The 25,569-nt window shown below is 72.1% G+C and carries 25 protein-coding genes; 13 read left to right on the forward strand and 12 right to left on the reverse strand.

The features are described 5' to 3' along the window. Positions 1-12: 12 nt before the first annotated feature. Positions 13-1,236 (forward strand): bifunctional class I SAM-dependent methyltransferase/NUDIX hydrolase, encoded by a 1,224-nt coding sequence (locus tag OG352_RS04505; RefSeq protein ID WP_443072153.1) that lies wholly within the window; start codon positions 13-15, stop codon positions 1,234-1,236. Between the two features lie 235 nt (positions 1,237-1,471). Further along, on the forward strand, positions 1,472-2,674 hold the full coding sequence (locus tag OG352_RS04510; protein WP_329214557.1) for a phosphodiester glycosidase family protein: 1,203 nt from the start codon (positions 1,472-1,474) through the stop codon (positions 2,672-2,674). Between the two features lie 117 nt (positions 2,675-2,791). Here the strand turns inward: OG352_RS04510 and OG352_RS04515 are convergent, their stop codons facing one another. The 5 genes from OG352_RS04515 to OG352_RS04535 all read right to left on the reverse strand — a co-directional run bounded on the left by OG352_RS04515 (position 2,792) and on the right by OG352_RS04535 (position 7,801). Continuing rightward, positions 2,792-3,652, reverse strand: coding sequence for a phosphatidylinositol-specific phospholipase C/glycerophosphodiester phosphodiesterase family protein (locus OG352_RS04515; protein ID WP_329214559.1), 861 nt, complete (start codon positions 3,650-3,652; stop codon positions 2,792-2,794). A gap of 191 nt (positions 3,653-3,843) precedes the next feature. Further along, positions 3,844-4,926, reverse strand: a complete 1,083-nt coding sequence (locus OG352_RS04520; RefSeq protein WP_329214561.1) for an acyl-CoA dehydrogenase family protein — start codon at positions 4,924-4,926, stop codon at positions 3,844-3,846. Further along, entirely contained in the window at positions 4,923-6,107 is a 1,185-nt protein-coding gene (locus tag OG352_RS04525; RefSeq protein WP_329214563.1) for an acyl-CoA dehydrogenase family protein, read from the reverse strand. The genes OG352_RS04520 and OG352_RS04525 overlap by 4 nt, the downstream gene beginning before the upstream one ends. Further along, complete coding sequence (locus OG352_RS04530) at positions 6,104-7,081, reverse strand: NADPH:quinone oxidoreductase family protein (RefSeq protein WP_329214565.1); 978 nt, start codon at positions 7,079-7,081, stop codon at positions 6,104-6,106. Before OG352_RS04530 ends, OG352_RS04525 begins: the two co-directional genes overlap by 4 nt. Positions 7,082-7,228: 147 nt before the next feature. Further along, positions 7,229-7,801, reverse strand: a complete 573-nt coding sequence (locus tag OG352_RS04535; protein ID WP_329214567.1) for a helix-turn-helix domain-containing protein — start codon at positions 7,799-7,801, stop codon at positions 7,229-7,231. A 178-nt stretch (positions 7,802-7,979) separates the two neighbouring features. Between OG352_RS04535 and OG352_RS04540 the strand changes: the two genes are divergently transcribed. The 4 genes from OG352_RS04540 to OG352_RS04555 all read left to right on the forward strand — a co-directional run bounded on the left by OG352_RS04540 (position 7,980) and on the right by OG352_RS04555 (position 11,712). After that, the gene (locus OG352_RS04540) at positions 7,980-9,518 is read left to right on the forward strand and encodes an ATP-dependent DNA ligase (RefSeq protein WP_329214569.1); all 1,539 of its coding nucleotides are present in this window, start codon (positions 7,980-7,982) and stop codon (positions 9,516-9,518) included. Beyond that, the gene (locus OG352_RS04545; RefSeq protein WP_329214571.1) at positions 9,515-9,988 is read left to right on the forward strand and encodes an NUDIX domain-containing protein; all 474 of its coding nucleotides are present in this window, start codon (positions 9,515-9,517) and stop codon (positions 9,986-9,988) included. The genes OG352_RS04540 and OG352_RS04545 overlap by 4 nt, the downstream gene beginning before the upstream one ends. A 76-nt stretch (positions 9,989-10,064) precedes the next feature. After that, positions 10,065-11,450: an NADP-dependent succinic semialdehyde dehydrogenase gene (locus OG352_RS04550; protein ID WP_329214573.1), complete on the forward strand. Its 1,386-nt coding sequence runs from the start codon at positions 10,065-10,067 to the stop codon at positions 11,448-11,450. Positions 11,451-11,475: 25 nt separating this feature from the next. Next, entirely contained in the window at positions 11,476-11,712 is a 237-nt protein-coding gene (locus OG352_RS04555) for a DUF6213 family protein (RefSeq protein ID WP_329214575.1), read from the forward strand. 79 nt (positions 11,713-11,791) lie between these two features. Here OG352_RS04555 and OG352_RS04560 read toward each other — a convergent pair whose 3' ends face one another. Together OG352_RS04560 and OG352_RS04565 are read right to left on the reverse strand one after the other, a co-directional pair. Then, positions 11,792-12,481, reverse strand: coding sequence for a hypothetical protein (locus OG352_RS04560; RefSeq protein WP_329214577.1), 690 nt, complete (start codon positions 12,479-12,481; stop codon positions 11,792-11,794). An 85-nt stretch (positions 12,482-12,566) separates the two neighbouring features. Next, a complete protein-coding gene (locus tag OG352_RS04565) occupies positions 12,567-13,796 on the reverse strand; it encodes an acyl-CoA dehydrogenase family protein (RefSeq protein WP_329214579.1) in 1,230 nt (409 codons plus the stop codon). A 178-nt stretch (positions 13,797-13,974) separates the two neighbouring features. Between OG352_RS04565 and OG352_RS04570 the strand changes: the two genes are divergently transcribed. Next, positions 13,975-14,616: a TetR family transcriptional regulator gene (locus tag OG352_RS04570; protein WP_329214581.1), complete on the forward strand. Its 642-nt coding sequence runs from the start codon at positions 13,975-13,977 to the stop codon at positions 14,614-14,616. Between the two features lie 95 nt (positions 14,617-14,711). Here the strand turns inward: OG352_RS04570 and def are convergent, their stop codons facing one another. Further along, a complete protein-coding gene (gene def / locus OG352_RS04575) occupies positions 14,712-15,251 on the reverse strand; it encodes a peptide deformylase (RefSeq protein ID WP_329214583.1) in 540 nt (179 codons plus the stop codon). A gap of 158 nt (positions 15,252-15,409) precedes the next feature. Here def and OG352_RS04580 point away from each other — a divergent pair, with 158 nt between their 5' ends. The 4 genes from OG352_RS04580 to OG352_RS04595 all read left to right on the forward strand — a co-directional run bounded on the left by OG352_RS04580 (position 15,410) and on the right by OG352_RS04595 (position 20,234). After that, the gene (locus OG352_RS04580) at positions 15,410-16,648 is read left to right on the forward strand and encodes a MurT ligase domain-containing protein (protein ID WP_329214585.1); all 1,239 of its coding nucleotides are present in this window, start codon (positions 15,410-15,412) and stop codon (positions 16,646-16,648) included. A gap of 17 nt (positions 16,649-16,665) precedes the next feature. Beyond that, positions 16,666-17,394, forward strand: a complete 729-nt coding sequence (locus tag OG352_RS04585; protein WP_329214587.1) for a type 1 glutamine amidotransferase — start codon at positions 16,666-16,668, stop codon at positions 17,392-17,394. A gap of 190 nt (positions 17,395-17,584) precedes the next feature. Further along, entirely contained in the window at positions 17,585-18,610 is a 1,026-nt protein-coding gene (locus OG352_RS04590; RefSeq protein WP_329214589.1) for a 6-phosphofructokinase, read from the forward strand. Between the two features lie 190 nt (positions 18,611-18,800). Then, entirely contained in the window at positions 18,801-20,234 is a 1,434-nt protein-coding gene (locus tag OG352_RS04595; RefSeq protein WP_329214591.1) for a hypothetical protein, read from the forward strand. 27 nt (positions 20,235-20,261) lie between these two features. Here the strand turns inward: OG352_RS04595 and OG352_RS04600 are convergent, their stop codons facing one another. Further along, positions 20,262-20,432 carry a hypothetical protein gene (locus tag OG352_RS04600; RefSeq protein WP_329214593.1) on the reverse strand — a complete coding sequence of 57 codons (171 nt, stop codon included), beginning with the start codon at positions 20,430-20,432 and terminating at the stop codon, positions 20,262-20,264. Between the two features lie 79 nt (positions 20,433-20,511). Further along, positions 20,512-21,150, reverse strand: coding sequence for an HAD family hydrolase (locus tag OG352_RS04605; protein ID WP_329214594.1), 639 nt, complete (start codon positions 21,148-21,150; stop codon positions 20,512-20,514). 202 nt (positions 21,151-21,352) lie between these two features. On the opposite strand from OG352_RS04605, the gene OG352_RS04610 reads away from it, so the two are divergent. Beyond that, entirely contained in the window at positions 21,353-22,303 is a 951-nt protein-coding gene (locus tag OG352_RS04610) for a cytochrome c oxidase assembly protein (protein WP_329214596.1), read from the forward strand. 61 nt (positions 22,304-22,364) lie between these two features. Beyond that, the gene (locus OG352_RS04615; RefSeq protein WP_107487630.1) at positions 22,365-22,535 is read left to right on the forward strand and encodes a hypothetical protein; all 171 of its coding nucleotides are present in this window, start codon (positions 22,365-22,367) and stop codon (positions 22,533-22,535) included. A 42-nt stretch (positions 22,536-22,577) separates the two neighbouring features. Here OG352_RS04615 and OG352_RS04620 read toward each other — a convergent pair whose 3' ends face one another. Then, positions 22,578-23,783 carry a sensor histidine kinase gene (locus OG352_RS04620; RefSeq protein WP_329214601.1) on the reverse strand — a complete coding sequence of 402 codons (1,206 nt, stop codon included), beginning with the start codon at positions 23,781-23,783 and terminating at the stop codon, positions 22,578-22,580. After that, a complete protein-coding gene (locus OG352_RS04625) occupies positions 23,780-25,564 on the reverse strand; it encodes a sodium/solute symporter (RefSeq protein ID WP_329214603.1) in 1,785 nt (594 codons plus the stop codon). Before OG352_RS04625 ends, OG352_RS04620 begins: the two co-directional genes overlap by 4 nt. Positions 25,565-25,569: the final 5 nt, after the last annotated feature.

A 25,569-nucleotide genomic window follows, 5' to 3' on the forward strand; every position in this document is an offset into this window, starting at 1 on the left:
GAGGCCCCGCTCATGCCCGGCATGACTCACCCCCTCTCGCCCGACGACGACGCCGACGGGCCGGAGTCCGTCAACGCCGACGCCTGGCAGGCCTACGCCGCGCACCACCTGCGGCGCGGGACCGTCCTGCCGGAGGCGGAACGAATCGACTGGGGGTTCCCGGACGCGGGCCCGGACGAGTCGTTCCTCGGGGAGCTGAAAGGCAGGCGCGTCCTGGACCTCGGCTGCGGCACGGCCCGGCACGCCGCCCGGCTCGTGCGCGCGTACGACGCCACCGTCGACGCGGTCGACTCCGCGCCGGGCCAGATCGAGCGCGCCCGCGCCCGGTACGGCTCCCTGCCCGGGCTGCGGCTCGTCCACGCCGACGCCGTCGCGCACCTGCGGGCCGCGCGGCCGTACGACGTCGTCTACTCCGTCGGCGCCGTCCCGTTCGTCGACCCACGGCGGCTGCTGCCCGCCCTGGCGACCGCGCTCACCCCGGGCGGGACGCTGTGCTTCTCCGTGCTGCACACCAACTCCCAGGGCGACGGGCCCACTTCGGACCTCGTGGCCCGGCCGGAGACCCTGCGGTTCGCGGACGGCGGCGAGACGACGGTCCGCATGTGGGTGCCCGCCCCCGAGGTGTGGGAGGAGTTGCTCACCGAGCACGGGCTGCGTGTCGAGGACGTCGTGACGGTGACGTCGCCCGACCCCGCGAACCTCGCCGCCTACCGCGTCTTCCGGGCCCGGCGCCCGGCGCGCGTCTCCGCCCGCCCCCGCACGAACTTCCCGCCCGTCGCGCACGCGGCGATCGGTGTCGGCGCCATCCTGCACGGCCCCCGGGGACTGCTCCTGGGCCGCCACCGCCGGGGCACCTGGGAGCTGCCCGGCGGCACGGTGGAGCCCGGTGAGTCGCTCCAGGAGACGGTCGTACGGGAGTTGCGGGAGGAGACCGGGGTGCGGGCGGACCCGTCGGACGTGCGGCTGCTGGGCACACTCCTCGACCACGTCGACGGCGTCGTACGGCTGACGGTCGGCGCCGTCGTCACCGACTGGGAGGGCGAACCGGCCGACCAGCCCGGCGAGAGCGTCGGCGACTGGCGCTGGTACTCCCTGGACCACCTGCCGCCGTCCCTGTTCGTCTGCAGCGCCCAGTCCCTCACCGCCTGGCGCCCCGACCTGCCGATCGACCACGCCCCGGCCCACTTCACCCCGTACGACGACCGGGCGGACGGCGACGCCGGACGGGAACGATGACGGCCGACACCGCCGGATCCACGCACGACTGCGCCCGCCCCCGGGCGGGTCCATAGCACATACGGCCGGGCGGCGGGGCCGAAGGGGGGAGCAAGGCACCCGGAATCGTGTGTTTCGTCACCCGTTCCCGTGGCTTTCCAGCCACCCTCTTGGCGGGTATTCCCGCAGGTCGTGAGAGAGTTGCGGCCCAAACTACGCAGGGGGGTCTGTGACACGACATCAGAAACGGTCCGGGGTGCGCAAAAAGTCGCTCACCGCGCTCATCGCACTCGGCACGGTGGCCGGTGCGGCGTTCGCGGGGGCGGCCTCGGCCGACGCCGCGACCTGGACCACCGTGGCGGCAGGCGTGTCGTACCGGCAGTACGACCTGAAGGGGGCCGCCGGGACGACGCATGCGCACGTGCTCAACGTCGACCTCACCAACACCCACGTGCGGCTCGGGCTGTTGTACCCGGGGGCGGTCGCGTCCCGCGCGGCCGTCTCCTCGCTGGCGAACAGCCAGAAGGCGGTCGCCGGCATCAACGGCGACTTCTTCAACATCTCCGAGACGCAGCACCCGGGCGTCGCGGCGACCGGGGCGAGCGTGGGCCCGGCGATCGCGAACGGGAGGGCGCTCAAGGGCGCGGTCCCGGACGGGCAGCGGTTCGGGCCGGCGCTGCCGCCGGGCACGAACACCAAGGCCGTGGTCGGTGTCGGCACCGACGGCAGGGCCCGGTTGGACAGCCTGTCTCTGAACGGCACGTTCGCCACCGTGGGACGGCGGCTGCCGTTGGGCGGCGTCAACCAGTACGCGCTGGCGGAGAACTCCGTCGGCGCGTTCACCTCGGACTGGGGCGGCGTCTCGCGCAAGCGGGCCACCTGCGGCACGGACACCGAACGGGCCGCGGCGTGCGGCACCAGCACCTACGAGGTGACGCTGAGGAAGGGCAAGGTCGTGTCGACGTCGGCCACGCCCGGCAGCGGCGTCATCGCCGCCGGCACCACGGTCCTCGTCGGGCGGGAGGCCGGCGCGCAGCGCCTGAAGAAGCTCGTCAAGGGCCAGCCGGTGGTGGTGCGGTACGGGCTGACGTCCGCGTCGAAGTCGGCGTACGGATTCGCCGTCGGCGGCTACCCGCTCCTGACGGGCGGGAAGTCGCTGTCCGGCCTGAACGACTCGGTCTCGGCCGTGCGGACAGCGGTGGGCATCGGCAACGGCGGGAAGCGGGTGTTCCTGTTCGCGCTGGACGGCGCCGCCGCCTACCGCAAGGGCCTGACCGTCGCCGAGGTCGCCACCGCGCTGAAGAGCCTCGGCGCGACCGAGGGCTTCAGCCTGGACGGCGGCGGCTCGTCGACCCTGGTGGCCCGCCCGTCGGGCGCGACCAGGGTGACGGTCCGCAACCACCCGTCCGACGGGTACGAGCGCCCGGTGCCGAACGGCATCGGGGTCTTCACCAAGTAGTCGCCCCGGTCAGGGGCGACCCCGCAGCGGCGTCACGGTCCAAGGCTGCCGACGATCTCGGCGGCCGCCGTGATGCCGCTGACGTGCCGCCGAACGAGTGGCGTTGGCCGAGTGGTGCTACGCCGTCCGGCGGGCGTCGAGGAACGCCTCCAGGCCGGCCAGGTCGTCGGTGTTGAGGTAGTCGACGCCGGCGGCGAGGAGCTGCGTCCACAGCGCGTCCCGGTCGGGACCGGCGATGTCGGGCGTGGCCCAGAACCGGACCTGCTGCCCGCGCGCGTGGGCCGCGTCGACGATCGCGCGCAGCTTCCGCCGTTCCGCCTCGGGGAAGGTCCCGACGCCGAGCCAGGTGAAGTTGAGCGTCCAGTTGTCGCTGATGAGGGTGGCGAACGACGCCTCGGAGGTGCCGAGGTCGGCGAGCCGGCCGTCGTAGAAGGCGCGGCGGACGGTCTGCGCCTCCATCGGCGTACGGGCCGCGCGGTCGCCGGAGATGACGGCGGTGACCGGGCCGGAGTGGATACGGCCGTGCGCGTAGGTCGTGAACAGGCCCTTGTAGCGCTTGAGTCGGCGGTCGAGTTCGAGGTACGTCGAGGAGCCTTCGGTCTTGATGTCGATGAGCAGGTGCAGCGGCTGCCGGTGACCCCGGTACACCGATCCGTGGTTGGCCTTCACGCGGGCGGCGAGCGGGGCGAGGTAGAGGGACTCCAGGGTGCGGGTGGGGTCGAGTTCGTCCGCCGAGTGGGCGATCAGCAGTTCGCCGTCGACGAGGAAGATGTCGGCCTCGACGCTGCCGAAGCGGTGGTCGAGCGCGTCGAGGAGGGGGCGGGGGTGCTCGTAGTCGTTGTGGGCGTGGGCGCGCCACAACGGGCGGGCGCCGGGGTGCCGTTCGGCGGCCAGCGCGCTGACACTGGGCAGGGCGACCGCGCCGGCGAAGGCGGCGCCGAGGGTGCTGAGGGCTCTGCGGCGAGTGGTGAGGGCCATGGCTCTGCCTCCCGTGGACGGCGTGGGGACCTCCGCGAGTATCACGCCCCACAGCACCCGATGGGCCTGTACATGGCAGGAGTTGGCCGGACCGCCGCTGCCCGTTCACTCCGTCGGGCCCGCACCCGAAAAAAGCCCGCCCCAGGTGGGGCGGGCTTTCCCGCAGGTTCCTCGGCCGTACGCGCCGTATGTCAGGGGGCGCGCAGGTCGACCAGTTCGGCCAGGGCCTCCCGGTGGGCGCCCGCCGTGCCGTAGGCGATCGAGTCGGCCTTGGCCCGCTTGAGGTTGAGGTGGACCGGGTGCTCCCACGTCATGCCGAGGCCGCCGTGCAGTTGCAGGGCCTCCTCGGCGGCGCGGACGGCGACGGCCGCCGCGTAGGCCTGGGCGACGGCGACCGCCACGTCGACGTCCGCCCCGGTGGCGAGCGCGTCGGCCGCGCCCCGGGCGGCGGCGCGGAGGCTGACGACCTCCAGCCACAACCGGGCCAGCCGGTGCTTGATCGCCTGGAAGCCGCCGACCGGCCGGTTGAACTGCTTGCGCTCCTTCAGGTAGCGCACGGTCTCGGTCAACGCCCAGTCGGCGAGCCCGAGTTGCTCGGAGGCGAGCAGTCCGGCCCCGGCCCGCAGGGCGCGGCGTACGGCGGGTTCGGCGTCGCCGAGCCGGCGGCCGGGGGCGCCGCCCAAGGTGACCGTCCCGAGGGGACGGGTGAGGTCGAGGGAGACCTGCGGGGTGACGGTCACGGCCGCCGCGTCCACGGCGTACAGTCCGCCGTCGTCGGCCGGCACGAGCAGCACGTCGGCCGCGACGGCGTCCGCGATGCCGGTCAACTCGCCCTGGAGAGCGCCTCCTTCGACGTGCGCGGTCTTGAAGGCGACGCCCGGCGCGGTGTGCAGCGCGACCGCCAGTGCGCCGATGGTCCGCCCGGACGCCAGCCGGCCGAGCAGCTCCTCGTCCCCGGCGGCGAGCAGCGCCTCCGTGGCGACCACGGCACTGGTGAGATACGGCACGGGGGCGACCGCGCGCCCCAACTCCTCCATCACGACGGCGACTTCGCGATGCGTGGCGCCCTGGCCGCCCAGTTCCTCGGGCACCAGCAGGCCGGCGAGGCCCATGCCGTCGGAGAGCGCCTTCCAGGCGGCGAGGTCGTGCGGGGTGTCCGACTCGGTGCGGGCGATGACGCCCGGCGCGTCGCAGTGATCGGCGAGCAGGTCCCGTACCGCGGCCCGCAGCGCCTCTTCCTCCTCGGAGTAGAGAAGATCCGGCTGTGTGCTCATCGGGACAGGTCCTTCCAGGCGACGTCCTTGTCGGTGCGCGGCTCGGACGGCAGGCCCAGGACGCGTTCGGCGACGATGTTCAGCAGGACCTCGCTGGTCCCGCCCTCGATGCTGTTGCCCTTGGAGCGGAGGTAGCGGTATCCGGCGTCCCGGCCGGTGAAGTCCACGAGTTCCGGGCGGCGCATCGTCCAGTCGTCGTACAACAGGCCTTCCTCGCCGCGGAGTTCCACCTCCAGGCCGCTGATCTCCTGGTTGAGGCCGGCGAAGGCGAGCTTCATGCCGGCGCCCTCGGGGCCGGGCTGGCCCAGGGCGAGCTGCTGACGCAGGCGTTCGCCGGTGAGGCGGGCGACCTCGGCCTCCACCCACAGCTTCAGCAGCCGCTGGTGCAGGTCGTGGGTGCGCAGTCCGGGCCGCTCGCGCCAGGTCTTCGCTACGGGGCCGATCATGCCGCCCTCGCGGGGCAGCCGCATGCCGCCGATGGCGACGCGTTCGTTGTTCAGCGTGGTCTGCGCGACCCGCCAGCCGTCGCCGACCTCGCCGAGGCGGCGCGTGTCGGGGATGCGGACGTCGGTCAGGAAGACCTCGTTGAACTCCGCCTCGCCGGTGATCTGGCGCAGCGGCCGGACCTCTACGCCCGGGTCGGTCATGTCGCAGAGGAAGTAGGTGATGCCCGCGTGCTTGGGCACGTCCGGGTCGGTGCGGGCGATGAGGATGGCCCAGCGGGCGAGGTGGGCGCTGGACGTCCACACCTTCTGCCCGTTGACGACCCACCCGTCGCCTTCACGGACGGCCCGGGTGCCGAGCGCGGCCAGGTCGGAGCCGGCGCCGGGCTCGCTGAAGAGCTGACACCACACCTCCTCGCCCACCCACAACGGCCGCAGGAACCGCTGCTTCTGCTCCGCGGTGCCGTACTTCAGGATCGTCGGCGCGGCCATGCCGAGGCCGATGCCGATGCGCCGCGGGTCGTTGTCGGGGGCGTTCGCGGCCTCCAACTCGGCGTCCACGACGGCCTGGAGGGAGCGGGGCGCGCCGAGGCCGCCGAGACCCTGCGGGTAGTGGACCCAGGCGAGCCCCGCGTCGAAGCGGGCCTTCAGGAAGTCGAGCCGGTCCGTGTCGGCGGGCGGGTGCGCGGCCAGCAACTCCGCTGTCCGGCGCTGGAGTCCGGCTGCGTCGACGCTCATGCGGTGGCTCCGTTCTCCAGCGTGGGCAGCACGGCGACGCGGCCGGTGGTGACGCCGTCGGCGACCCGCTGCACGGCGGCCGCGGCCTGGTCGAGCGGTACGCGCTCGCTCACCAGCGGCCGGATCGCGCCCCGGGCGGCCAGCTCGGTGAGCTGTTCGTGGCAGTGCTGGACCAGCTTCGGGTTCTTGGTGTTGTACAGGCCCCAGTGCAGGCCGAGGATCGCGTAGTTCTTCACGAGGGCGTGGTTGAGCGCGGGGCTCGGGATGGTCCCGCTCGCGAAGCCGACGACCACGATCCGGCCCTCGAAGGCGACGACCTTCGTGGACTGGGTGTAGGCGGCGCCGCCGACGGGGTCGTAGATCACGTCGGCGCCCCGGCCGCCGGTGGCCTCCTTCACCGCGCCGATGACGTCCTCGACCCGCCGGTCGATGACGACGTCACAGCCCAACTCCCGTGCCACGGCCGCCTTGTCGGCGCCGCCGACGACACCGATGACGGTCGCGCCGGCCGCCTTCCCGAGCTGTACGGCCGCGCTGCCGACGCCTCCTGCGGCGGCGTGCACGAGCAGCGTCTCGCCGGCCTCCAGGTGAGCCCTGCGGTGCAGGCCGAACCAGCCCGTCTGGTAGCCGATGTGCAGCGCGGCGGCCTCGGCGTCGTCCAGCGACTCGGGCGCGGGCAGCACGGCGGCGGCGTCGGCGACGGCGTACTCGGCGAAACCGCCGTACGGCAGGGCCGGGTTGGCGATCACGCGGCGGCCGTCCTCGGTCTCGCCGCAGATCTCCAGGCCCGGCGTGAACGGCAGCGGGGGCCGCACCTGGTAGTGGCCCCGGACCATCAGCGCGTCAGGGAAGTTGATGTTCGCGGCACGCACCCTGAGCAGGACCTGGCCCTCGCCGGGCGTGGGCCGCTCCACCTCCGCCAGCCGCATCACCTCGCTCGGCTCGCCGTTCTCGTGCACCTGCCATGCCTGCATGCGGAGCCTCCACGGGACTGCGTCGTCCGACCGGCGTTCCGACCGGGTTCCGACCGGGGTTCCGACCGGGGTTCCGACCGGGATCGAACGCATACTAAGCGGTCGCTTGCAGTGAGGGAACAGCCGACGACCCAAGAGTCGCCTCCATCACCCCTGCCTGGGCTTGGCCCGCACGTGCATGCGCTCCCCCTGCGGCCCGAACAGGCTCAGGAACTCGGCCGGACCCTCCCCCGTCGACCCGAACCAGTGCGGCACGCGCGTGTCGAACTCGGCGGCCTCTCCCGCCGCCATCACCACGTCGTGCTCGCCGAGCACCACCCGCAGCCGCCCGGACATCACGTACAGCCACTCGTAGCCCTCGTGGGTGCGCGGCTCCGGCTCCTCCTCGCTCTGGGGCACCAGCACCTTGAAGGCCTGGAGCCCGCCGGGCTGGCGGGACAGCGGCCAGAAGGTCCGCCCGTGCCGCACGATCGGCTTGGCCCGCACCCGGGGATCGCCCACCGGCGGCGCCCCGACCAGCTCGTCCAACGGCACCTGGTGGGCCTGCGCGATCGGCAGCAGCAGCTCCAGGCTGGGCTTGCGCAGCCCCGACTCCAGCCGCGACAGGGTGCTGACGGAGATCCCGGTCGACTCGGACAGCGCCGCGAGCGTCACCTCCCGCTCCTTCCGGATCCGCCGCAGCCTCGGCCCGACCTCCGCGAGAACCTCATCCGTAGCCATGCCCCCATCTTGCCGAACCGGCAAAGATGTTTGTCAATCCCGCACCCGCCCGGCGACCGTGGGCAGCGGAGGCGGAGGCGGCCACCATGACCGAGACACATGAAACGTGCAGGCGTAGGCGGTGCGGATGCAGGGCGCAGCGGATGTAAGCCGGGCCCAGGCGTTGCACCATGGCTCCATGCTGCTGACCCGGCTCGCCGACGTGTCCCGGGAGGTCGCCGCCGCCTCGGCGCGCTCCCGCAAGATCGCCCTGCTCGCCGAACTCTTCCGGGACGCGGCGGCGGACGACGCGCCGATCGTCATCCCCTACCTGGCCGGACGGCTCCCCCAGGGCCGTCTGGGCGTCGGCTGGAAGGCGCTGAGCCGCCCGGTCGCCCCGGCCGGGGCGCCGACCCTGACCGTGCGCGAGGTGGACGCCCTCCTCACCGAACTCGGCACGGTGTCCGGCCCCGGCTCGCAGGCCGAACGGGCCCGGCTGGTCGGGGAGTTGATGGGCGCGGCCACCGCCGGCGAGCAGCGCTTCCTGCTGGGCCTGATCACCGGCGAGGTCCGGCAGGGCGCGCTGGACGCCGTAGCCGTGGAGGGTCTGGCGCAGGCGACCGGGGCGCCCCCGCCGGACGTACGGCGGGCGGTGATGCTGGCCGGGTCGCTGCAGGCGGTGGCCCGGGCGCTGCTCGCGGACGGGCCCCCGGCCCTTGAGACGTTCCGGCTCACCGTCGGCCGCCCGGTGCTGCCGATGCTCGCGCACACCGCGTCCTCCGTCACCGAGGCGGTCGGCCAGCTCGGCGGGTGCGCGGTGGAGGAGAAGCTCGACGGCATCCGCGTCCAGGTGCACCGTGACGGCGACGAGATCCGCCTCTACACCCGCACGCTCGACGACATCACCGACCGCCTGCCCGAAGTGACGGACGCGGCAAGGGAGTTGGCGGGGTCGCGGTTCATCCTGGACGGCGAGGTCATCGCCCTCGACGCGACCGGGCGCCCCCGTTCCTTCCAGGAGACGGCCGGCCGCGTCGGCTCCCGCGTGGACGTGGCGACGGCCGCCGAGGCGGTCCCCGTCTCCCCGGTCTTCTTCGACGCGCTGTCCGTGGACGGCCGGGACCTGCTCGACCTGCCCTTCGCGCAGCGGCACGCGGAGCTGGCCCGGCTGGTGCCCGAGCCGATGCGGGTGCGCCGGACGGTCGTGTCCGGCCCCGAGGACGCCGGAGCGGCGGAGGAGTTCTCGCGGCAGACGCTGCTGCGCGGCCACGAGGGAGTCGTCGTCAAGGCCCTCGACGCGCCCTACAGCGCGGGCCGGCGCGGTGCGTCCTGGCTGAAGGTGAAGCCCGTGCACACGCTCGACCTGGTGGTCCTGGCCGCCGAGTGGGGCCACGGACGGCGCACCGGCAAGCTCTCCAACCTGCACCTCGGCGCCCGCACCGCCGACGGCGGCTTCGCCATGCTCGGCAAGACCTTCAAGGGCCTGACCGACGCGCTGCTCACCTGGCAGACGGAGCGCCTGACCGGCCTGGCCGTCGAGGACGACGGCCACGTGGTGACCGTACGCCCCGAACTCGTCGTCGAGATCGCCTACGACGGCCTCCAGCGCTCCACCCGCTACCCGGCCGGCGTCACCCTGCGCTTCGCCCGCGTCGTCGGCTACCGCGAGGACAAACGCCCGCAGGACGCGGACACGGTGGAGACCCTGCTCGCCGCCCACCCGGAGGTGCACCCGTGACACCCGCGACGCCGAAGCGCAGCGCCGGCCTGCTGCTGTTCCGGCACGGCGACGACGGCCCGGAGGTGCTGCTCGGCCATATGGGCGGCCCGTACTTCGCGAAGAAGGACGCCGGGGCGTGGACCGTCCCGAAGGGCGAGTACGAGCCCGGCGAGACTGCCTGGGAGGCGGCCCGCCGCGAGTTCCGGGAGGAGCTCGGACTGCCGCCGCCCGACGGCGAGGCGATCCCGCTCGGCGAGGTCCGCCAGACGAACGGCAAGATCGTCACCGCCTGGGCCGTCGAGGCGGACCTCGACCCGACGACGATCGACCCCGGCACCTTCACCATGGAGTGGCCGCCGAGATCGGGGCGCGTCCAGGAGTTCCCCGAGCTGGACCGGGTCGCCTGGTTCGGCCTCGCCCGGGCCCGTGAGCTGATCGTCACGGCACAGGCCACGTTTCTCGACCGCCTCACCGAGCACTCGTCCTGAGCGGACGCGCACGCGTTGCGGTACCTACCGCCGCGCGGGAAGGTCGAAGCACAGCCAGCTCTTCAGGAGGTCGGTCATGCCCATCGCGACGGTGAACCCGGCGAACGGCGAGACGCTTCGCACGTACGAGGCCATGGACGACGAGGAGCTGGAGCGCCGGCTCCTCCTCGCGGAGGCCACGTTCCGTACGTACCGGACGACACGCTTCGCCGACCGGGGGCGCCTCATGATCCAGGCCGCGCGGCTCCTGGACGAGGACCAGCAGGAGATCGCCCGGATCATGACCACCGAGATGGGCAAGCCGCTGAAGCAGGCGCGCGCGGAGGCCGCGAAGTGCGCCAAGGCGATGCGCTGGTACGCCGAGCACGCGGAGGAACTGCTCGCCGACGAGGAGCCGGCCGCCGCCGACGTCAAGGACTCCGGCGCCTCGCGCGCCCTGGTCCGCTACCGGCCGCTGGGCCCGGTCCTCGCGGTGATGCCGTGGAACTTCCCGCTGTGGCAGGTGATCCGGTTCGCCGCACCGGCGCTGATGGCGGGCAACGTGGGCCTGCTCAAGCATGCGTCGAACGTCCCGCAGACCGCCCTGTACCTGGAAGACCTGTTCCACCGCGCGGGCTTCTCCGAGGGCTGCTTCCAGACGCTGCTCATCGGGTCGGGCGCGGTGGACGGGATCCTGCGCGACGACCGGGTCAAGGCGGCGACCCTTACCGGCAGCGAGCCGGCCGGGCGGGCGGTCGCCTCGACCGCCGGGGAGATGGTCAAGAAGACGGTGCTGGAGCTGGGCGGCAGCGACCCGTACGTCGTCATGCCGTCGGCGGACGTCGACCGGGCCGCGCGGGTCGCGGTGACCGCGCGGGTGCAGAACAACGGGCAGTCGTGCATCGCCGCCAAGCGGTTCATCGTTCACACGGACGTGTACGACGCGTTCGCCGAGCGGTTCGTGGCGGGCATGGCGGCGCTGAAGGTCGGCGACCCGCTGGCGGAGGAGACGGACGTCGGCCCGCTGGCGACCGAACAGGGCCGGTCCGACCTGGAGGAACTGGTGGACGACGCACGGCGCGGCGGCGCCACCGTGCTGTGCGGGGGCGAGCGGCCGGGCGGCCCCGGCTGGTACTACCCGCCGACCGTCCTCGCCGGAATCACCCGCGAGCTGCGCATCCACCGCGAGGAGGCGTTCGGGCCGGTCGCGACGCTGTACCGGGCGGCCGACGTCGACGAGGCGGTCCTCATCGCCAACGACTCACCGTTCGGCCTGAGTTCCAACGTGTGGACGCGGGACGAGGCCGAGGTCGACCGTTTCGTACGGGATCTGGAGGCCGGCGGGGTGTACGTCAACGGGATGACCGCGTCTCATCCGGGGTTGCCGTTCGGCGGGGTGAAGCGGTCCGGATACGGCCGTGAGCTGTCCGGGCACGGAATCCGGGAGTTCTGCAACATCACCACGGTTTGGCACGGTGCGTGAGCGCGGCGCGGCTACGATCCCCGGTGTGAACCGCGAAGTGACTCTGCCTCTGATCGTCGACGACCGCGGTGCCTTGCAGGTGTCCGCGGCCGACGTGAGCAAGCTGCTCCGCACGCTGGGTGGTCGGTGGCTGCATCTTGTGGAGGCTGGGGCTGAGGGGCTCGACGAGGACACGGTCGCCGCACTGACCATCGAGCTCGCGAAGCTCGCCGACCGTATCGACGTGGCGTGCATCGCTCACAGCAGCGGGGGCGCGCCGTAGGCGAAGCCCTACGTCCGGCGCGCTCCGGCGCGTCACTTCACCGTGCTCGCTTCACGCGGCTCGCTTCAAACGGCTCGCTTCACACGGCTCGCTTCACACTGCCCGCGTAGATGGCCGTCTCGGAGTCGAAGTCGGGAGACACCTCGATCTGGAGGTACTTCTCGGTCTTGGGGAGTTCGCAGCCCCAGGTGAACGAGAGCGAGCGGCCGGCCAGGATGCTGGTGTCGGGGGTGCCGTCGAGGCCGTCGTCGAAGATGGCCTCGCCCTCCTTGCCCTCGTCGCCGTGGGCGCAGTTGACGGTCATGCTGGTGGCGTCGAAGGTGCTCGTCGCGCCGTTGACGACCTTGATCGTGAACTTGACGTAGGGCGTGTTCTCGGGGGACGCGTAGTCGTGGGAGACGCCCCGGGAGAACTTGGACAGGCTGATGTCCACGTCGTTCTCGTAGGAGACGGTGTCCGAAAGGGTGTAGGCGCCGTCGCCGGTCTCCTCCGGCGTGGGCTCGTCGCCCGTGTCCGCCTCCGTCTCGGCGTCGGCTCCGGTGCCGTCCGCGAGCTCCGTCTCGGTGACGGTGACCGTGGGCGCGGCCTCGGCCCCTCCGTCGCCGCCCCCGGTGACGGTCACCGTGACGAGGGACGCCAGGACCGCGGCGACCACGGCCGCGGCCCCCGCGACGAGGACCGTGTTGGCCTTCTTCGGCGGCGGGGGCGGGGGCGGCGGGAACTGCGGCCCGTAGCCGGGCATCGGCGGCGGCGTGAAGTCGTGGCTCATGGCGTCCCCCCAGGACTTTTCCGTTGAAGGATGAATCATCCCTTACTGAAGTGCCGGGGGGAACCTGGTGAGGCGGGACCGCTTCCTAACGGATCGGCATCCCCGACAGCGTGCGGGCGATCACCAGGCGCTGGATCTCGCTCGTGCCCTCGAAGATCGTGTAGATGGCCGCGTCACGGTGCATCCGCTCGACCGGGTACTCCCGGGTGTAGCCGTTGCCGCCGAGGATCTGGATCGCCTGCCCGGTGACCTTCTTCGCGGTCTCGCTGGCGTACAGCTTCGACATCGAGCCCTCGGCGGCGGTGAACGGCTTCCCGTTGACCGCCATCCAGGACGCGCGCCAGACCAGCAGCCGCGCGGCGTCGATCTGCGTGCGCATGTCCGCGAGCTGGAAGGCGACGCCCTGGTTGTCGATGATCGGGCGGCCGAACTGCTCACGCGTCTTCGCGTAGTCGAGGGCCACCTCGTACGCGGCGCGGGCCGTGCCGACGGCCATCGCGCCGACGGCGGGGCGCGAGGCCTCGAACGTCGCCATCGCCGCGTTCTTCACGCGCTCACCGCCGCCCGCCTTGGCGCGCTCACGGGCGCGGGCCAGCCGCTCGTCCAGCTTCTCCTTGCCGCCGAGGAGGCAGGAGCCGGGGACGCGCACGTTGTCGAGGATCACCTCGGCGGTGTGCGAGGCGCGGATGCCGTGCTTCTTGAACTTCTGGCCCTGGGCGAGCCCGGGGGTGCCCGCCGGGACGATGAAGGAGGCGTGCCCCTTGGAGCCCAGCTCGGCGTCCACGACGGCGACGACCACGTGCACGTTGGCGATGCCGCCGTTGGTCGCCCAGGTCTTCGTGCCGTTGATCACCCACTCGTCCTTGGCCTCGTCGTACACGGCACGGGTGCGCATGGAGGCGACGTCGGAGCCGGCGTCGGGCTCGGAGGAGCAGAAGGCGGCGACCTTCACGTCGTTGGCGTCGCCGTACATCTGCGGGATCCAGGTGCCGATCTGCTCCTCGGTCCCGTTAGCGAGGACGCCCACGGCGGCGAGGCCGGTGCCCACGATCGACAGGGCGATGCCCGCGTCGCCCCAGAACAGCTCCTCCATGGCCGTCGGGATGCCGAGGCCGGTGGGGTCGAAGTACTGCTGGGCGTAGAAGTCGAGGGAGTAGATGCCGACCTTCGCGGCCTCCTGGATGACCGGCCAGGGAGTCTCCTCACGCTCGTCCCATTCGGCGGCCGCGGGGCGTATGACGTCGGCCGCGAAGCCGTGCAGCCAGTCCCGGACCTCCTTCTGTTCGTCGTTGAGCTCCATGGTGAACTCGGCCATGTCCCCTCCAGAGGCGGAACGTGTGTGTTACTAGCGGTAACAGGAGTCTGTTACCGATCGGTAGGGAAAGTCAACTCCCGCTGACGGGCCCGGAGCCCGTCGGCGCGTTCGATGTCAGGCTTGTGTCAGGTGTTAGTTTGCGCAGGCGTCACGGAATCAGCACGGGTGGGGAGAGCACATGGACACCACGCAGCGGACCGAGCAACAACGGTCCGCCGACCGCCGAAGGCGCGAGCTGCTGGAGGCCGCCGACCGGGTGGTGCTGCGCGACGGGCCGCGGGCCTCGATGAACGCCATCGCGGCCGAGGCGGGCATCACGAAGCCGATCCTTTATCGCCACTTCGGTGACAAGGGCGGACTCTACGCCGCCCTCGCCAAGCGGCACACGGACGCGCTGCTGAACTCGCTGCGGGCGGCGCTGGACGCTCCCGCCGAGCGCCGGGAACGGGTCGAGGCGACCCTCGACACCTATCTCGCGGCCATCGAGGCCCGGCCTCAGGTGTACCGGTTCCTGATGCATCCGGCTGACGGGTCGTCCAGTGAGCAGGGGTTCGACGTAGGCAAGCATTCGGCTCCACTGCTTCGTCGGATGGGCGAGGAGTTGGCCCAGGTCATCGAGGAGCGGTTGGATCTCGGGCCCGGGAGTCAGCAGCTCGCTCGTGTGTGGGGGCATGGGATCGTCGGCATGATGCATGCCGCCGGGGACTGGTGGCTGGGTGAACGGCCCTGTTCCCGGGCCGAGTTGGTGCGGAGTCTGGCTGATCTGTTGTGGGGTCGCCTTGCGGCGGCCGGGGACAAGGTCGGGGGGCCGGGGTTCTGACGGTGGTGTGTCGGGTGACGGCCCGCCGTGGCCGGTCGCGCCCACGCGGCGGAGCCGCACATCGATACAGCCCCGCGCCCCTCAAGTACGTGCACTCACCCGGACCAAGAAGCCCGCGCCACCTGGCGCATCAGCCTCCTCTTGCGCCAGCCGCCCACTCGGTCCGCGTACACCGTGCCGTCCAAGTGGTCGCACTCGTGTTGCAGGCATCTGGCGAAGAAGCCCGTGCCGTGCACGGTGATCGGCTCGCCCGTCATCGTGAAGCCCTCGACGACCGCGTGATCGTAGCGTTCCGTTCCCGCTTCCAGGTCCGGCAGGGACAGGCAGCCCTCCGGGCCCCGCAGCACGATGCCGTCCGCCTCGACCAGCCTCGGGTTCACGATGTGGCCCAGGTGGCGGACGTCCTCGTCGTCGGGGCAGTCGTAGACGAAGACGCGCAGCGGCTCGCCGACCTGGTTCGCGGCGAGGCCCACGCCGGGGGCCGCGTACATCGTGGCGAACATGTCCTCGACGAGGCGGGCGAGTTCGGGGCCGAAGTCGGTGACGTCCTCGCAGCGGGTGTGCAGGACGGGGTCGCCGAGCAGGGTGAGGGGCCGGACGCGCCCGTGGGCGCCCGGGATGGAGCCGTGTCGCATGGCGGCAAGGGTACGGTCCTTTCTGACACGCGCATGCCGTCAACGGGCGTGAGGCGGTCCCGGGATTCGGGAGTGCGAATGGATCTCGATAGGCTGACCACCTACCACGTTGCCGTACGGCAGAGGCGCGGCGCGTACGCAAGGAGGATCGAGAACTGATGGCAGGCAACTCGGACCCGCTCACGCCGCGGGCCAAGATCGCCGTGACCGCGGGCAAGGCGGTCGCGGCGGCATCGCGCGCCGCGGGGCGCGGCAGCGGTTCGGTGATCGGCGGCCGCGTGGCGCTCAAACTCGACCCCGACCTCCTCGCCCGGCTCGCCCAGAACCTGGACGTGATCCTGGTCTCGGCGACCAACGGCAAGACCACCACCACGCGGCTGATCGCCGAAGCGCTGCACGCCGCCGGGCCGGTCGTGTCCAACGCGCTCGGCGCGAACATGCCGGCCGGCATCACCTCGGCCCTCGCGGGCGGCTCCGACGCGAGATACGGCGTGATCGAGGTCGACGAGAAGTACCTCGCGGGCGTCGCCCGGGACACCGCCCCCAAGTGCATCGCGCTGCTCAACCTCTCCCGCGACCAACTGGACCGCGCCGCCGAGACCCGCATGCTCGCGGAGAACTGGCGTGAGGGGCTTGCCGGTTCCAAGGCCGTCGTCATCGCGAACGCCGACGACCCGCTGGTGGTGTGGGCGGCGTCCTCCTCCCCCAACGTGATCTGGGTCGCCGCCGGCCAGATGTGGAAGGACGACGCCTGGTCGTGCCCGTCCTGCGGCGGTGTCATGCAGCGGCCGGGCGACGACTGGTTCTGCGGTGAGTGCGGGTTCCGCCGGCCCACGCCGAGCTGGGCGCTGTCCGGGGACCACGTCATCGATCCGCACGGCTCCGCGTGGCCGATCCACCTCCAGTTGCCGGGCCGCGCCAACAAGGCCAACGCCGCCTCCTCGGCCGCGGTGGCCGCCGTGTTCGGGGTGCCGCCGCAGGTCGCGCTGGAGCGGATGTACCAGGTGCAGGCCGTCGCCGGACGCTACGACGTCGTCCAGTTCCAGGGCCGTGACCTGCGGCTGCTGCTCGCGAAGAACCCGGCGGGCTGGCTCGAGACGTTCAGCCTGATCGATCCGCCGCCGACCCCGGTGATCCTCTCGGTGAACGCGCGCGGCGCCGACGGCACCGACACCTCCTGGCTGTGGGACGTCGACTACACGCGCCTGAGCGGCCACCCGATCTTCGTCGTCGGTGACCGCAAGCTGGACCTCGCGGTGCGTCTTGAGGTCGCCAACCAGCACTTCCAGGTGTGCGAGAACCTCGACCAGGCCGTGCAGTCGGCGCCGCCGGGCCGGATCGAGGTCATCGCGAACTACACCGCGTTCCAGGACCTGCGCCGCCGCGTCGGCAACTGACCACGAAGGGCGTTTCCATGAGCGACAACCAACTGCGGCTGGTGTGGATCTACCCGGACCTGCTGAGCACCTACGGCGACCAGGGCAACGCCCTCGTCGTCGAGCGCCGGGCACGGCAGCGCGGCCTCGACGTGGCGCGGCTCGACGTGCGCAGCGACCAGCCCATCCCGACCTCCGGCGACATCTACCTGATCGGCGGCGGCGAGGACCGGCCGCAGCGGCTCGCGGCGGAGCGGCTGCGCCGTGACGCGCATCTGTACCAGGCGGTGAACAACGGCGCGATCGTGTTCGCGGTCTGCGCCGGCTACCAGATCCTGGGCCACGAGTTCGTCAACGACCTCGGGCAGCGCGAGCCCGGTCTGGGCCTGCTGGACGTGACGACGACGCGCGGCGAGGGCGAGCGGTGCGTCGGCGACGTCCTCGCGGACATCGACCCGCGGCTCGGCCTGCCGCAACTGACCGGCTTCGAGAACCACCAGGGCATCACCCACCTCGGCCCCACCGCCCGCCCGCTCGCCCGCGTTCACCTCGGCCGGGGCAACGGCACCGGGGACGGCACCGAGGGCGCGTACAACGACACCGTGTTCGGTACGTACATGCACGGCCCGGTGCTCGCCCGCAACCCGCTGATCGCGGACCTGCTGCTGAAGCTGGCGCTCGACGTGAACGCGCTGCCGCCGATCGACGACCGCTGGTACGAGGCCCTGCGGGGCGAGCGCATCGCGTCCGCGCAGCAGCCTGCGTGACCTGGCTGTTCACCTGATTGTCAGCGTGCCGTCAGCAGCCCGTCTGACGGTGCGTCCGCACAGGTGAGCAGGCACGTCCAGCAGGCGGACGCGGGCTACGGCCCCGCCCCCTCGTGCCGTTAGGGTGGCGGGGACTCGAGCCGGACAGTGCGGTCCGGACCGGCCCACGTGGAGAAGGTTGTTTCGGGCTATGCGCATTGGTGTCCTCACGTCCGGCGGCGACTGCCCCGGCCTGAACGCCGTCATCCGGTCCGTCGTGCACCGCGCCGTGGCTGACCACGGCGACGAGGTCATCGGCTTCCGGGACGGCTGGAAGGGCCTCCTGGAGTGCGACTACCTCAAGCTCGACCTGGACGCGGTGGGCGGCATCCTCGCCCGCGGCGGCACGATCCTCGGCTCCTCCCGCGTCCAGCCCTCACACCTGCGGGACGGTGTGGAGCGGGCCCGGGGCCATGTCGCGGAGCTCGGTCTCGACGCGATCATCCCGATCGGCGGTGAGGGCACGCTCAAGGCGGCCCGGCTCATGTCGGACAGCGGGCTGCCGATCCTGGGCGTGCCGAAGACCATCGACAACGACATCGCCGGCACCGACGTCACCTTCGGGTTCGACACGGCGGTCGGGGTCGCGACCGAGGCCCTCGACCGGCTGAAGACCACCGCCGAGTCCCATCAGCGGGTGCTCGTCGTCGAGGTCATGGGGCGGCACACCGGCTGGATAGCGCTGCACTCCGGCATGGCCGCCGGCGCCCACGCCATCGTCGTACCGGAACGGCCCTTCGACATCGAGGAGCTGGCCCGCCGGGTCGGCGAGCGGTTCGAGGCGGGCAAGCGGTTCGCGATCGTCGTCGCGGCGGAGGGGGCCAAGCCGGCGCCCGGCTCCATGGCCTTCGACGAGGGCGCCAAGGACATCTACGGGCATGAGCGGTTCGCGGGGATCGCCCGGCAGCTGTCCATCGAGCTGGAGTCGCGGCTCGGCAAGGAGGCGCGGCCGGTGATCCTCGGGCATGTGCAGCGGGGTGGAACCCCTACCGCCTATGACCGGGTGCTGGCCACCCGGTTCGGGTGGCACGCGGTGGAGGCCGTGCACCGGGGGGAGTTCGGGAAGATGACCGCTCTGCGGGGGACGGACATCGTGATGGTGCCGCTCGCCGAGGCCGTCGAGACACTGAAGACCGTTCCGGACGAGCGGTACGCGGAAGCGGAGTGCGTGCTCTAGCCGTCCGGCGCGCTCACCGTCACCTGGCCGGCCGTAGACCCGTCACCGCTTCGATGGCCCGTGTCCACTGGGCGCGGGCCACCTCGGGCGTCCCCGCCCGCTTCTGTTCGAATTGACACCCGTCTCGTGGGGCCCCGTACTGAACAGGAAGGACCGACCCCCCATCCCCCTCCCCTCTAAGGGAGCCCCCATGACGTTGCAGCAACAGCAGGTCACGATCCCGACGGTTCTGGTGTACGAGGACGACCCCGGATTTCCTCCGCAGGTCAACATGCCCGTACCGCATCCCGTACCGCAGCTCGACACACATCCCTTCCCGACGGCCATCGCGGGAAACGCGCCGCAGCCGGACAGTGCCGGGCCCGGTACCGAGGCCTTCCGCTACTGGGTGGCGGCCGACGCGCTCAGCAGGGCCGGCCAGACCTGGGGGCCGCTGGTCCCGACCGGAACGCAGTGGCATCCGCAGGTCGGACGCGCCCTGACCGCGCATCTCGACGCGGGAAACGACCTCAACGCCTTCTACGACCGCAGAGGCCTGTGGTTCTTCCGCCGCACGGTGGCCGGCGTCACCGTCGCCACGTGCGAGAGCAACGAGATCGTCGAGCACGAGACGGGGCACGCGATCCTCGACGCCCTGCGCCCTCAGTTGTTCGACGCGGCGAGCGCGGAGGCGGCCGCCCTGCACGAGGCGTTCGGCGACATCAGCGCCCTGCTGAGCTCACTTCAGCTCGAGTCGCTGCGGATCGCCGTACTGGCCGAGACCCAGGGCGACCTCGAACAGTCCTCGCGGATCTCGAGGATGGCCGAGCAGTTGGGCTGGGCGATCCGCCAGAGCCGGCCCAGCAAGGTCGACCCGGACTGCCTGCGCAACATGTCGAACAGCTTCTTCTACCGCGACCCGGTGCTCCTGGATCCGAACGGACCCGCGAGCATGCTCACCAGCGAGCCGCACTCGTTCTCCCGGGTGTTCAGCGGCGCGTTCCTGAAGATCGTCGCCGGGATCTTCCGGCAGCAGGACCTCCAGGACCAGGCCGGTCTGGCCCTGTCGGCCGAGATCGCGGGACAGCTCATGGTGGACGCCGTCGTGGCCGCGCCCGTGGTGTCCGCCTACTACGCGCAGGTCGCGGGTCACATGATCGCCGCGGACCAGCGCCGCAACGGCGGCAAGTACGGTCAGTCCCTGCGCTCGGCGTTCATCCGGCACGGCATCCTCTCCCTGGAGGCCGCCACGTCCCTCACCGAGCCGGAGGTGACCCGCCGGGGCGCCGCGATCGCCGAGATGGCGCCCGGCGGTGACGACGTCCAGGGTCTGACGGCCGTGACGATCCAGGGGGCTATGTACGGCGTCACCCAGCCGCTCACCCTCTCCGCCCCGGCGCAGGAGCGCCGCTTCGGCATCGCGGGCTCCGACCCCGCCGGCGGCTCGGTGCGGCCCGCCGACCCCGAGCGGGTCGCCACGTCGTTCCTCGAGGACCTCTTCCGCCGCGGCCGGGTCGAGGTGCCCGAAGAGCACCGCTCCGCCACGGCGTTCGTCGACGACAACGCCTCCCGGCTCAAGACCCACGAGTTCTCGCGGAGCGCGACCGGCGAGGGCCTTGCCCTGGTCCGGCGGTGCTTCGACTGAACAGCCGCTGACCCGGGACGTCAGCGGTCAGTGCAGAAAGCGCAGACGACGGACGGAGAGCCGTCCGTCGTCCGCGCGCTCGATCACATGAGTCGTCCGGGAGGTCGGCTCCTCGCCCTCGAAGACGGCCTCGCCGCGCGCCAGCAGGTCGCTGATGAACTTCTCGACCACCCGGCGCTCTGCGTCATCACGCTCCACGGCATCGCGCTCTCCGCTCTGTCCGCCTTCGCCGGCGCTCTTCGGACCTTCATCATCATGTGCACCCATATGGTGTACTTTATTCCGTCGGTGAGTCATGCCGAACCGGGGAGGCCACCGTGTCCTCCGCCGGCCCCCGCACGTCCACGGTAAAACCGGCGCGCTCCAGCATGGCGACGCCCCGTGCGGTCACCATGGCGAGCACCAGCCGCTCGGAGACGATCTCGGCGGGAACGGCCTCGGTCTCGTCCATGGCCGCGGTCAACGAGCGCGGGTCCTGGCCGTCCCGCAGCTCGATCCGCGCCCGCAGCACGGAACGGTTCTCCGTCGCCGCGAGGGCGAAAACCGGGTGGGCCGCGGTACGCATCCCCGCCTCCCGTGCGAAGCCGCGCTCCTGCGCGTCCTCGCCCACGAAGACACAGTCGTCGGCCGCCGCTCCCCCGGTGCCGGCTACCGCCCGGTCGAAGATCCCGCGGCTGTTCTTCACTCCCCAGTGCACCAGGGCCGCGTCCGTGAAACGGCCGGGAAACGCCTCCGCCAGCGCCCGTGCCACGGCGGCCTCGGCCGACCCGGGGTTGGAGATGACGCCCTTGCGCACCTCGCTCAGGGCATCGAGCGTGGCGAGGACACGCGGCAGGGGCCGCAGTGTCAGCGAGCCGTCGGGTTCCGTGTGGGGATCCGCCAGGGTCGCCCCGATGTCGAAGAAGATGACAGCCATGGCACATGCCTGCCCGCGGTGAACGCTTCCGAGTCGGGACCGCCCGAGTGAACCCGCGCGAACCAGGGTAAAAGGGGCGCGGGCCGTGCCGTGCCCTGCCGGAAGTGCCCGGCGGCCCCCGGTGCCGGAGGCCGCACGGGACCTCTCTACTCTTGTGGGCGGCAGGAACCGTACAACCCCCCACGAATCAGGAGCCGGCGTCATGGAGCACAGCGGGCACGGCATGACCATGGATCTGCCGCCGTTCACGCTGGGGCGGGGTCTTCAGTGGTCGGCGGACCCGTTCTTCCTGGTCGCCTGTCTGGTGGGGCTCGGTCTGTACGCCTGGGGGGTCGTGCGGCTGCGGCGGCGCGGGGACGCCTGGTCGGCCGGGCGGACCGTGTCGTTCGTCGTCGGTGTGCTGACCATCATGCTCGTGATGTGCACCGCGCTGAACGACTACGGGATGGTCATGTTCAGCGTGCACATGGTGCAGCACATGGTGATCAGCATGCTGTCGCCGATCCTGATCCTGCTCGGCGCCCCGATGACGCTCGCGCTGCGCGCGCTGCCGGCCGCCGGCCGGGATCGCAAGGGGCCGCGTGAGCTGCTGCTGATGCTGCTGCACAGCCGCTACATGCGGATCATCACGCATGCCGCGTTCACCATCCCGCTGTTCATCGCGAGCCTGTACGCGCTGTACTTCACGCCGCTGTTCGACTTCCTGATGGGCTCCAAGGCCGGGCACCTCGCGATGATGGTGCACTTCCTCGCCGTCGGCGTGGTGTTCTTCTGGCCGATCATCGGTGTCGACCCGGGTCCGAACCGGCCCGGGTATCTGATGCGGATGCTGGAGCTGTTCGCGGGCATGCCGTTCCACGCGTTCTTCGGCATCGCGTTGATGATGGCGTCGCAGCCGATGGTGAAGACGTTCGAGAACCCGCCCGCCTCGCTCGGCATCGACGCGCTCTCCGACCAGAACTGGGCCGGCGGCATCGCCTGGGCGTTCAGCGAGGTCCCGTCCGTGCTGGTGCTGATCGCGCTGCTGTTCCAGTGGTACGGGTCCGAGCAGCGGCAGGCCCAGCGCACGGACCGGGCCGCCGACCGCGACGGGGACCAGGAGCTGGCGGCGTACAACGCCTATCTTGCGTCGCTCGACGCACGCGGGCGCTGATCCCGGGGCACCATGGAGGGGGACACGCCCTGCCTGGGGCGGCCCTGAGGAGGGTGTCGCGATGCCCGGTACGACGGACGGTTCCACGAAGACCATGGGGGTGCTCACCGTCGGCGGACTCGTCGTGGTGACCGCCTACACGGTGGCGCTCGGCAGCAACGGCTGGCTGTGGTTCGGCTGGGTCGTGCTCGGGCTGATCACCCTGGCGCTGATCGTGACGAAGACCTCGTGACGGGGACCTCGTGACGAAGACCTCGTGACGGGGACCGGCTGATCACCCGGGGGTGAGCCGGGCCGCCGAGTGCACGCCCGGCTGGTACTTCGGCAGCCGGGCGGTGATCTTCATGCCCGCTCCGGGGGCGGTCTCGATGACGAGGCCGTGGTCGTCGCCGTAGACCTGGCGGAGCCGGTCGTCGACGTTGGACAGGCCGATGCCGCCGGACGGGCTCACCTCGCCGGCCAGAATGCGGTGCAGCGCGACCGGGTCCATGCCGGCGCCGTCGTCCTCGATGACGACCAGGGCCTCGGCGCCGGCGTCCCGCGCGGTGATCTGGATGTGGCAGGTGCCGGCCTTGCCCTCCAGCCCGTGCTTGACGGCGTTCTCCACGAGCGGCTGGAGACAGAGGAAGGGCAGGGCGACGGGGAGGACCTCGGGCGCTATCTGGAGGGTGACGGCGAGGCGGTCGCCGAAGCGGGCCCGGACCAGTGCCAGGTAGTGGTCGATGGCGTGGAGTTCGTCGGCGAGGGTGGTGAAGTCGCCGTGCCTGCGGAACGAGTAGCGGGTGAAGTCGGCGAACTCCAGGAGCAGTTCACGGGCGCGCTCGGGGTCGGTGCGGACGAACGACGCGATCACCGCGAGCGAGTTGAAGATGAAGTGCGGGGAGATCTGCGCGCGCAGGGCCTTGATCTCGGCCTCGATGAGTTTCGTCCGGGACTGGTCGAGGTCCGCCAGCTCCAGCTGGACGCTCACCCAGCGGGCGACCTCGCCGGCCGCCCGGACCAGGACGGCGGACTCGCGGGGCGCGCAGGCCACGAGGACGCCGTGCACCCGGTCGTCGACGGTGAGCGGGGCGAGGACGGCCCAGCGGACGGGACAGTCGGCGTGCTCGCAGGTCAGGGCGAACGCCTCGCCCCGGCCGCTCTCCAGGGGGCCGGCGAGCCGTTCCATGATCTCGGCGCGGTGGTGTGCCCCCACTCCGTCCCAGGCCAGCACCTCCTTCTCGTCGGTCAGGCACAGGGCGTCCGTGCCGAGCAGGGTGCGCAGCCTGCGCGCCGATCTGCGGGCCGTCTCCTCCGTGAGGCCCGCCCGGAGCGGGGGCGCGGCGAGGGAGGCGGTGTGCAGGGTCTGGAAGGTGGCGTGCTCGACGGGCGTGCCGAGGCCGCCGAGGCTCTCGGGGCGGGCGGTGCGGCGGCCCAGCCAGAAGCCCGCGGCGAGGAAGGGGAGGATCGCGATGCACACGCCCGCGAGGAAGCCGCTCATGCTGTCGCCTCCGCCGCCCGCTCTTCCGGGCGCGGGTCTTCCGGGCGCGGGTCTTCGGGGCGCGGGTCTTCCGTCCGCAGTTCCTCGCGCAGCTCCTCCGGGAGATGGAAGCGGGCCAGGATCGCCGCCGTGCCGGCCGGGACCCGGCCGGGGGTGGCCAGGGACACCAGGATCATGGTGAGGAAGCCGAGCGGTACGGACCACAGGGCGGGCCAGGCGAGCAGCGCGTGCAGGCCGCCCGTGCCGGGAAAGCCGGCCATGGTGGCGGCGACGGCGGCGAACGCCGACCCGCCGCCCACCAGCATCCCGGCGGCGGCGCCCGGCGGGGTCAGCCGGCGCCACCAGATGCCGAGGACGAGCAGCGGGCAGAAGGAGGACGCCGACACCGCGAAGGCCAGCCCGACCGCGTCGGCCACCGGCAGCCCGCCCACCAGCAGACTCGCGGCGAGCGGTACGGCCATGGCGAGCCCGGTGCCCAGCCGGAAGTGCCGTACGCCGCGCGTCGGCAGGACGTCCTGCGCGAGCACGCCCGCCACGGCCATCGTCAGCCCGGACGCCGTGGACAGGAACGCGGCGAAGGCGCCCCCGGCGACCAGGGCGCCCAGCAGGTCGCCGCCGAGGCCGCCGATCACCCGGTCGGGCAGCAGCAGGACGGCCGCGTCGGCGTCGCCGCTGAGGGCGAGTTCGGGGGCGTAGAGGCGGCCCAGGGCGCCGTAGACGGGCGGCAGCAGGTAGAAGGCGCCGACCAGGGCGAGGACGGCGACCGTGGTGCGGCGGGCGGCGACTCCGTGCGGGCTGGTGTAGAAGCGGACGACGACGTGGGGCAGGCCCATGGTGCCGAGGAAGGTGGCGAGGATCAGGCCGTAGGTCGCGTACAGGGGGCGCTCCTCGCGGCCGGCGGCCAGGGAGGTGGACATGCCGCCGTTGCTGCCGCGTTCTGCGGTGGGGACGGCGGTGCCGGCGGCGAACGCGAGGCGGGTGCCGCGCTCGATGTGGTGGGTGCCGGCGGGGAGGCGCAGTACGGCGTCCTCGTGCGGGTGGCCGTCGACGGTGCCGTCCACCGTGACGGTCAGCGGGCGGTCCAGCCTGAGGTCGAGGGTGTCCTCGACGCGGACGGCCCGCTGCTCGCGGAAGGTCGCCGGTTCGTCGAAGGCGCTGCGGGGTGCGCCGTCGCCCTGCCAGGCGAGGACCAGGAAGAAGGCGGGGACGAGGAGGGCGGTGAGCTTCAGCCAGTACTGGAAGGCCTGTACGAAGGTGATGCTGCGCATGCCGCCCGCGGCGACGGTCGCGGTGACGACGACGGCGACGATCAGCCCGCCGAGCGAGTCGGGGGCACCGGTCAGGACGGTCAACGTCAGCCCCGCGCCCTGGAGTTGGGGCAGCAGGTAGAGCCAGCCCACGCCGACGACGAAGGCGCCCGCGAGCCGTCTGACCGCCTGGGAGGCGAGCCGGGCCTCGGCGAAGTCGGGCAGCGTGTAGGCGCCGGAGCGGCGCAGCGGGGCGGCCACGAAGAGGAGCAGGACCAGGTGGCCGGCCGTGTAGCCGACCGGGTACCAGAGCATGTCCGGGCCCTGTACGAGGACCAGTCCGGCGACGCCGAGGAAGGAGGCGGCGGAGAGGTACTCGCCGCTGATGGCGGCCGCGTTGAGGCGGGGGCCGACGGTGCGGGAGGCGACGTAGAAGTCGGAGGTGGTGCGGGAGATGCGCAGGCCGAAGGCGCCGACGAGGACGGTGGCGACGACGACGAGGGCGACGGCGGGGACGGCGAAGGTCGAGTTCATCGCGC

The sequence above is a fragment of the Streptomyces sp. NBC_01485 genome (genome assembly GCF_036227125.1).
Classification (GTDB): domain Bacteria; phylum Actinomycetota; class Actinomycetes; order Streptomycetales; family Streptomycetaceae; genus Streptomyces.

Bases quoted from the DNA above. Each gene is read 5' to 3' on its own strand.
- OG352_RS04505 (WP_443072153.1), top strand. From the start codon at position 13: ATGCCCGGCATGACTCACCCCCTCTCGCCCGACGACGACGCCGACGGG.
- OG352_RS04515 (WP_329214559.1), bottom strand. From the start codon at position 3,652: ATGGCCCTCACCACTCGCCGCAGAGCCCTCAGCACCCTCGGCGCCGCC.
- OG352_RS04520 (WP_329214561.1), bottom strand. From the start codon at position 4,926: ATGAGCACACAGCCGGATCTTCTCTACTCCGAGGAGGAAGAGGCGCTG.
- OG352_RS04525 (WP_329214563.1), bottom strand. From the start codon at position 6,107: ATGAGCGTCGACGCAGCCGGACTCCAGCGCCGGACAGCGGAGTTGCTG.
- OG352_RS04530 (WP_329214565.1), bottom strand. From the start codon at position 7,081: ATGCAGGCATGGCAGGTGCACGAGAACGGCGAGCCGAGCGAGGTGATG.
- OG352_RS04535 (WP_329214567.1), bottom strand. From the start codon at position 7,801: ATGGCTACGGATGAGGTTCTCGCGGAGGTCGGGCCGAGGCTGCGGCGG.
- OG352_RS04540 (WP_329214569.1), top strand. From the start codon at position 7,980: ATGCTGCTGACCCGGCTCGCCGACGTGTCCCGGGAGGTCGCCGCCGCC.
- OG352_RS04550 (WP_329214573.1), top strand. From the start codon at position 10,065: ATGCCCATCGCGACGGTGAACCCGGCGAACGGCGAGACGCTTCGCACG.
- OG352_RS04560 (WP_329214577.1), bottom strand. From the start codon at position 12,481: ATGAGCCACGACTTCACGCCGCCGCCGATGCCCGGCTACGGGCCGCAG.
- OG352_RS04565 (WP_329214579.1), bottom strand. From the start codon at position 13,796: ATGGCCGAGTTCACCATGGAGCTCAACGACGAACAGAAGGAGGTCCGG.
- OG352_RS04570 (WP_329214581.1), top strand. From the start codon at position 13,975: ATGGACACCACGCAGCGGACCGAGCAACAACGGTCCGCCGACCGCCGA.
- def (WP_329214583.1), bottom strand. From the start codon at position 15,251: ATGCGACACGGCTCCATCCCGGGCGCCCACGGGCGCGTCCGGCCCCTC.
- OG352_RS04580 (WP_329214585.1), top strand. From the start codon at position 15,410: ATGGCAGGCAACTCGGACCCGCTCACGCCGCGGGCCAAGATCGCCGTG.
- OG352_RS04585 (WP_329214587.1), top strand. From the start codon at position 16,666: ATGAGCGACAACCAACTGCGGCTGGTGTGGATCTACCCGGACCTGCTG.
- OG352_RS04590 (WP_329214589.1), top strand. From the start codon at position 17,585: ATGCGCATTGGTGTCCTCACGTCCGGCGGCGACTGCCCCGGCCTGAAC.
- OG352_RS04595 (WP_329214591.1), top strand. From the start codon at position 18,801: ATGACGTTGCAGCAACAGCAGGTCACGATCCCGACGGTTCTGGTGTAC.
- OG352_RS04605 (WP_329214594.1), bottom strand. From the start codon at position 21,150: ATGGCTGTCATCTTCTTCGACATCGGGGCGACCCTGGCGGATCCCCAC.
- OG352_RS04610 (WP_329214596.1), top strand. From the start codon at position 21,353: ATGGAGCACAGCGGGCACGGCATGACCATGGATCTGCCGCCGTTCACG.
- OG352_RS04615 (WP_107487630.1), top strand. From the start codon at position 22,365: ATGCCCGGTACGACGGACGGTTCCACGAAGACCATGGGGGTGCTCACC.
- OG352_RS04620 (WP_329214601.1), bottom strand. From the start codon at position 23,783: ATGAGCGGCTTCCTCGCGGGCGTGTGCATCGCGATCCTCCCCTTCCTC.
- OG352_RS04625 (WP_329214603.1), bottom strand. From the start codon at position 25,564: ATGAACTCGACCTTCGCCGTCCCCGCCGTCGCCCTCGTCGTCGTCGCC.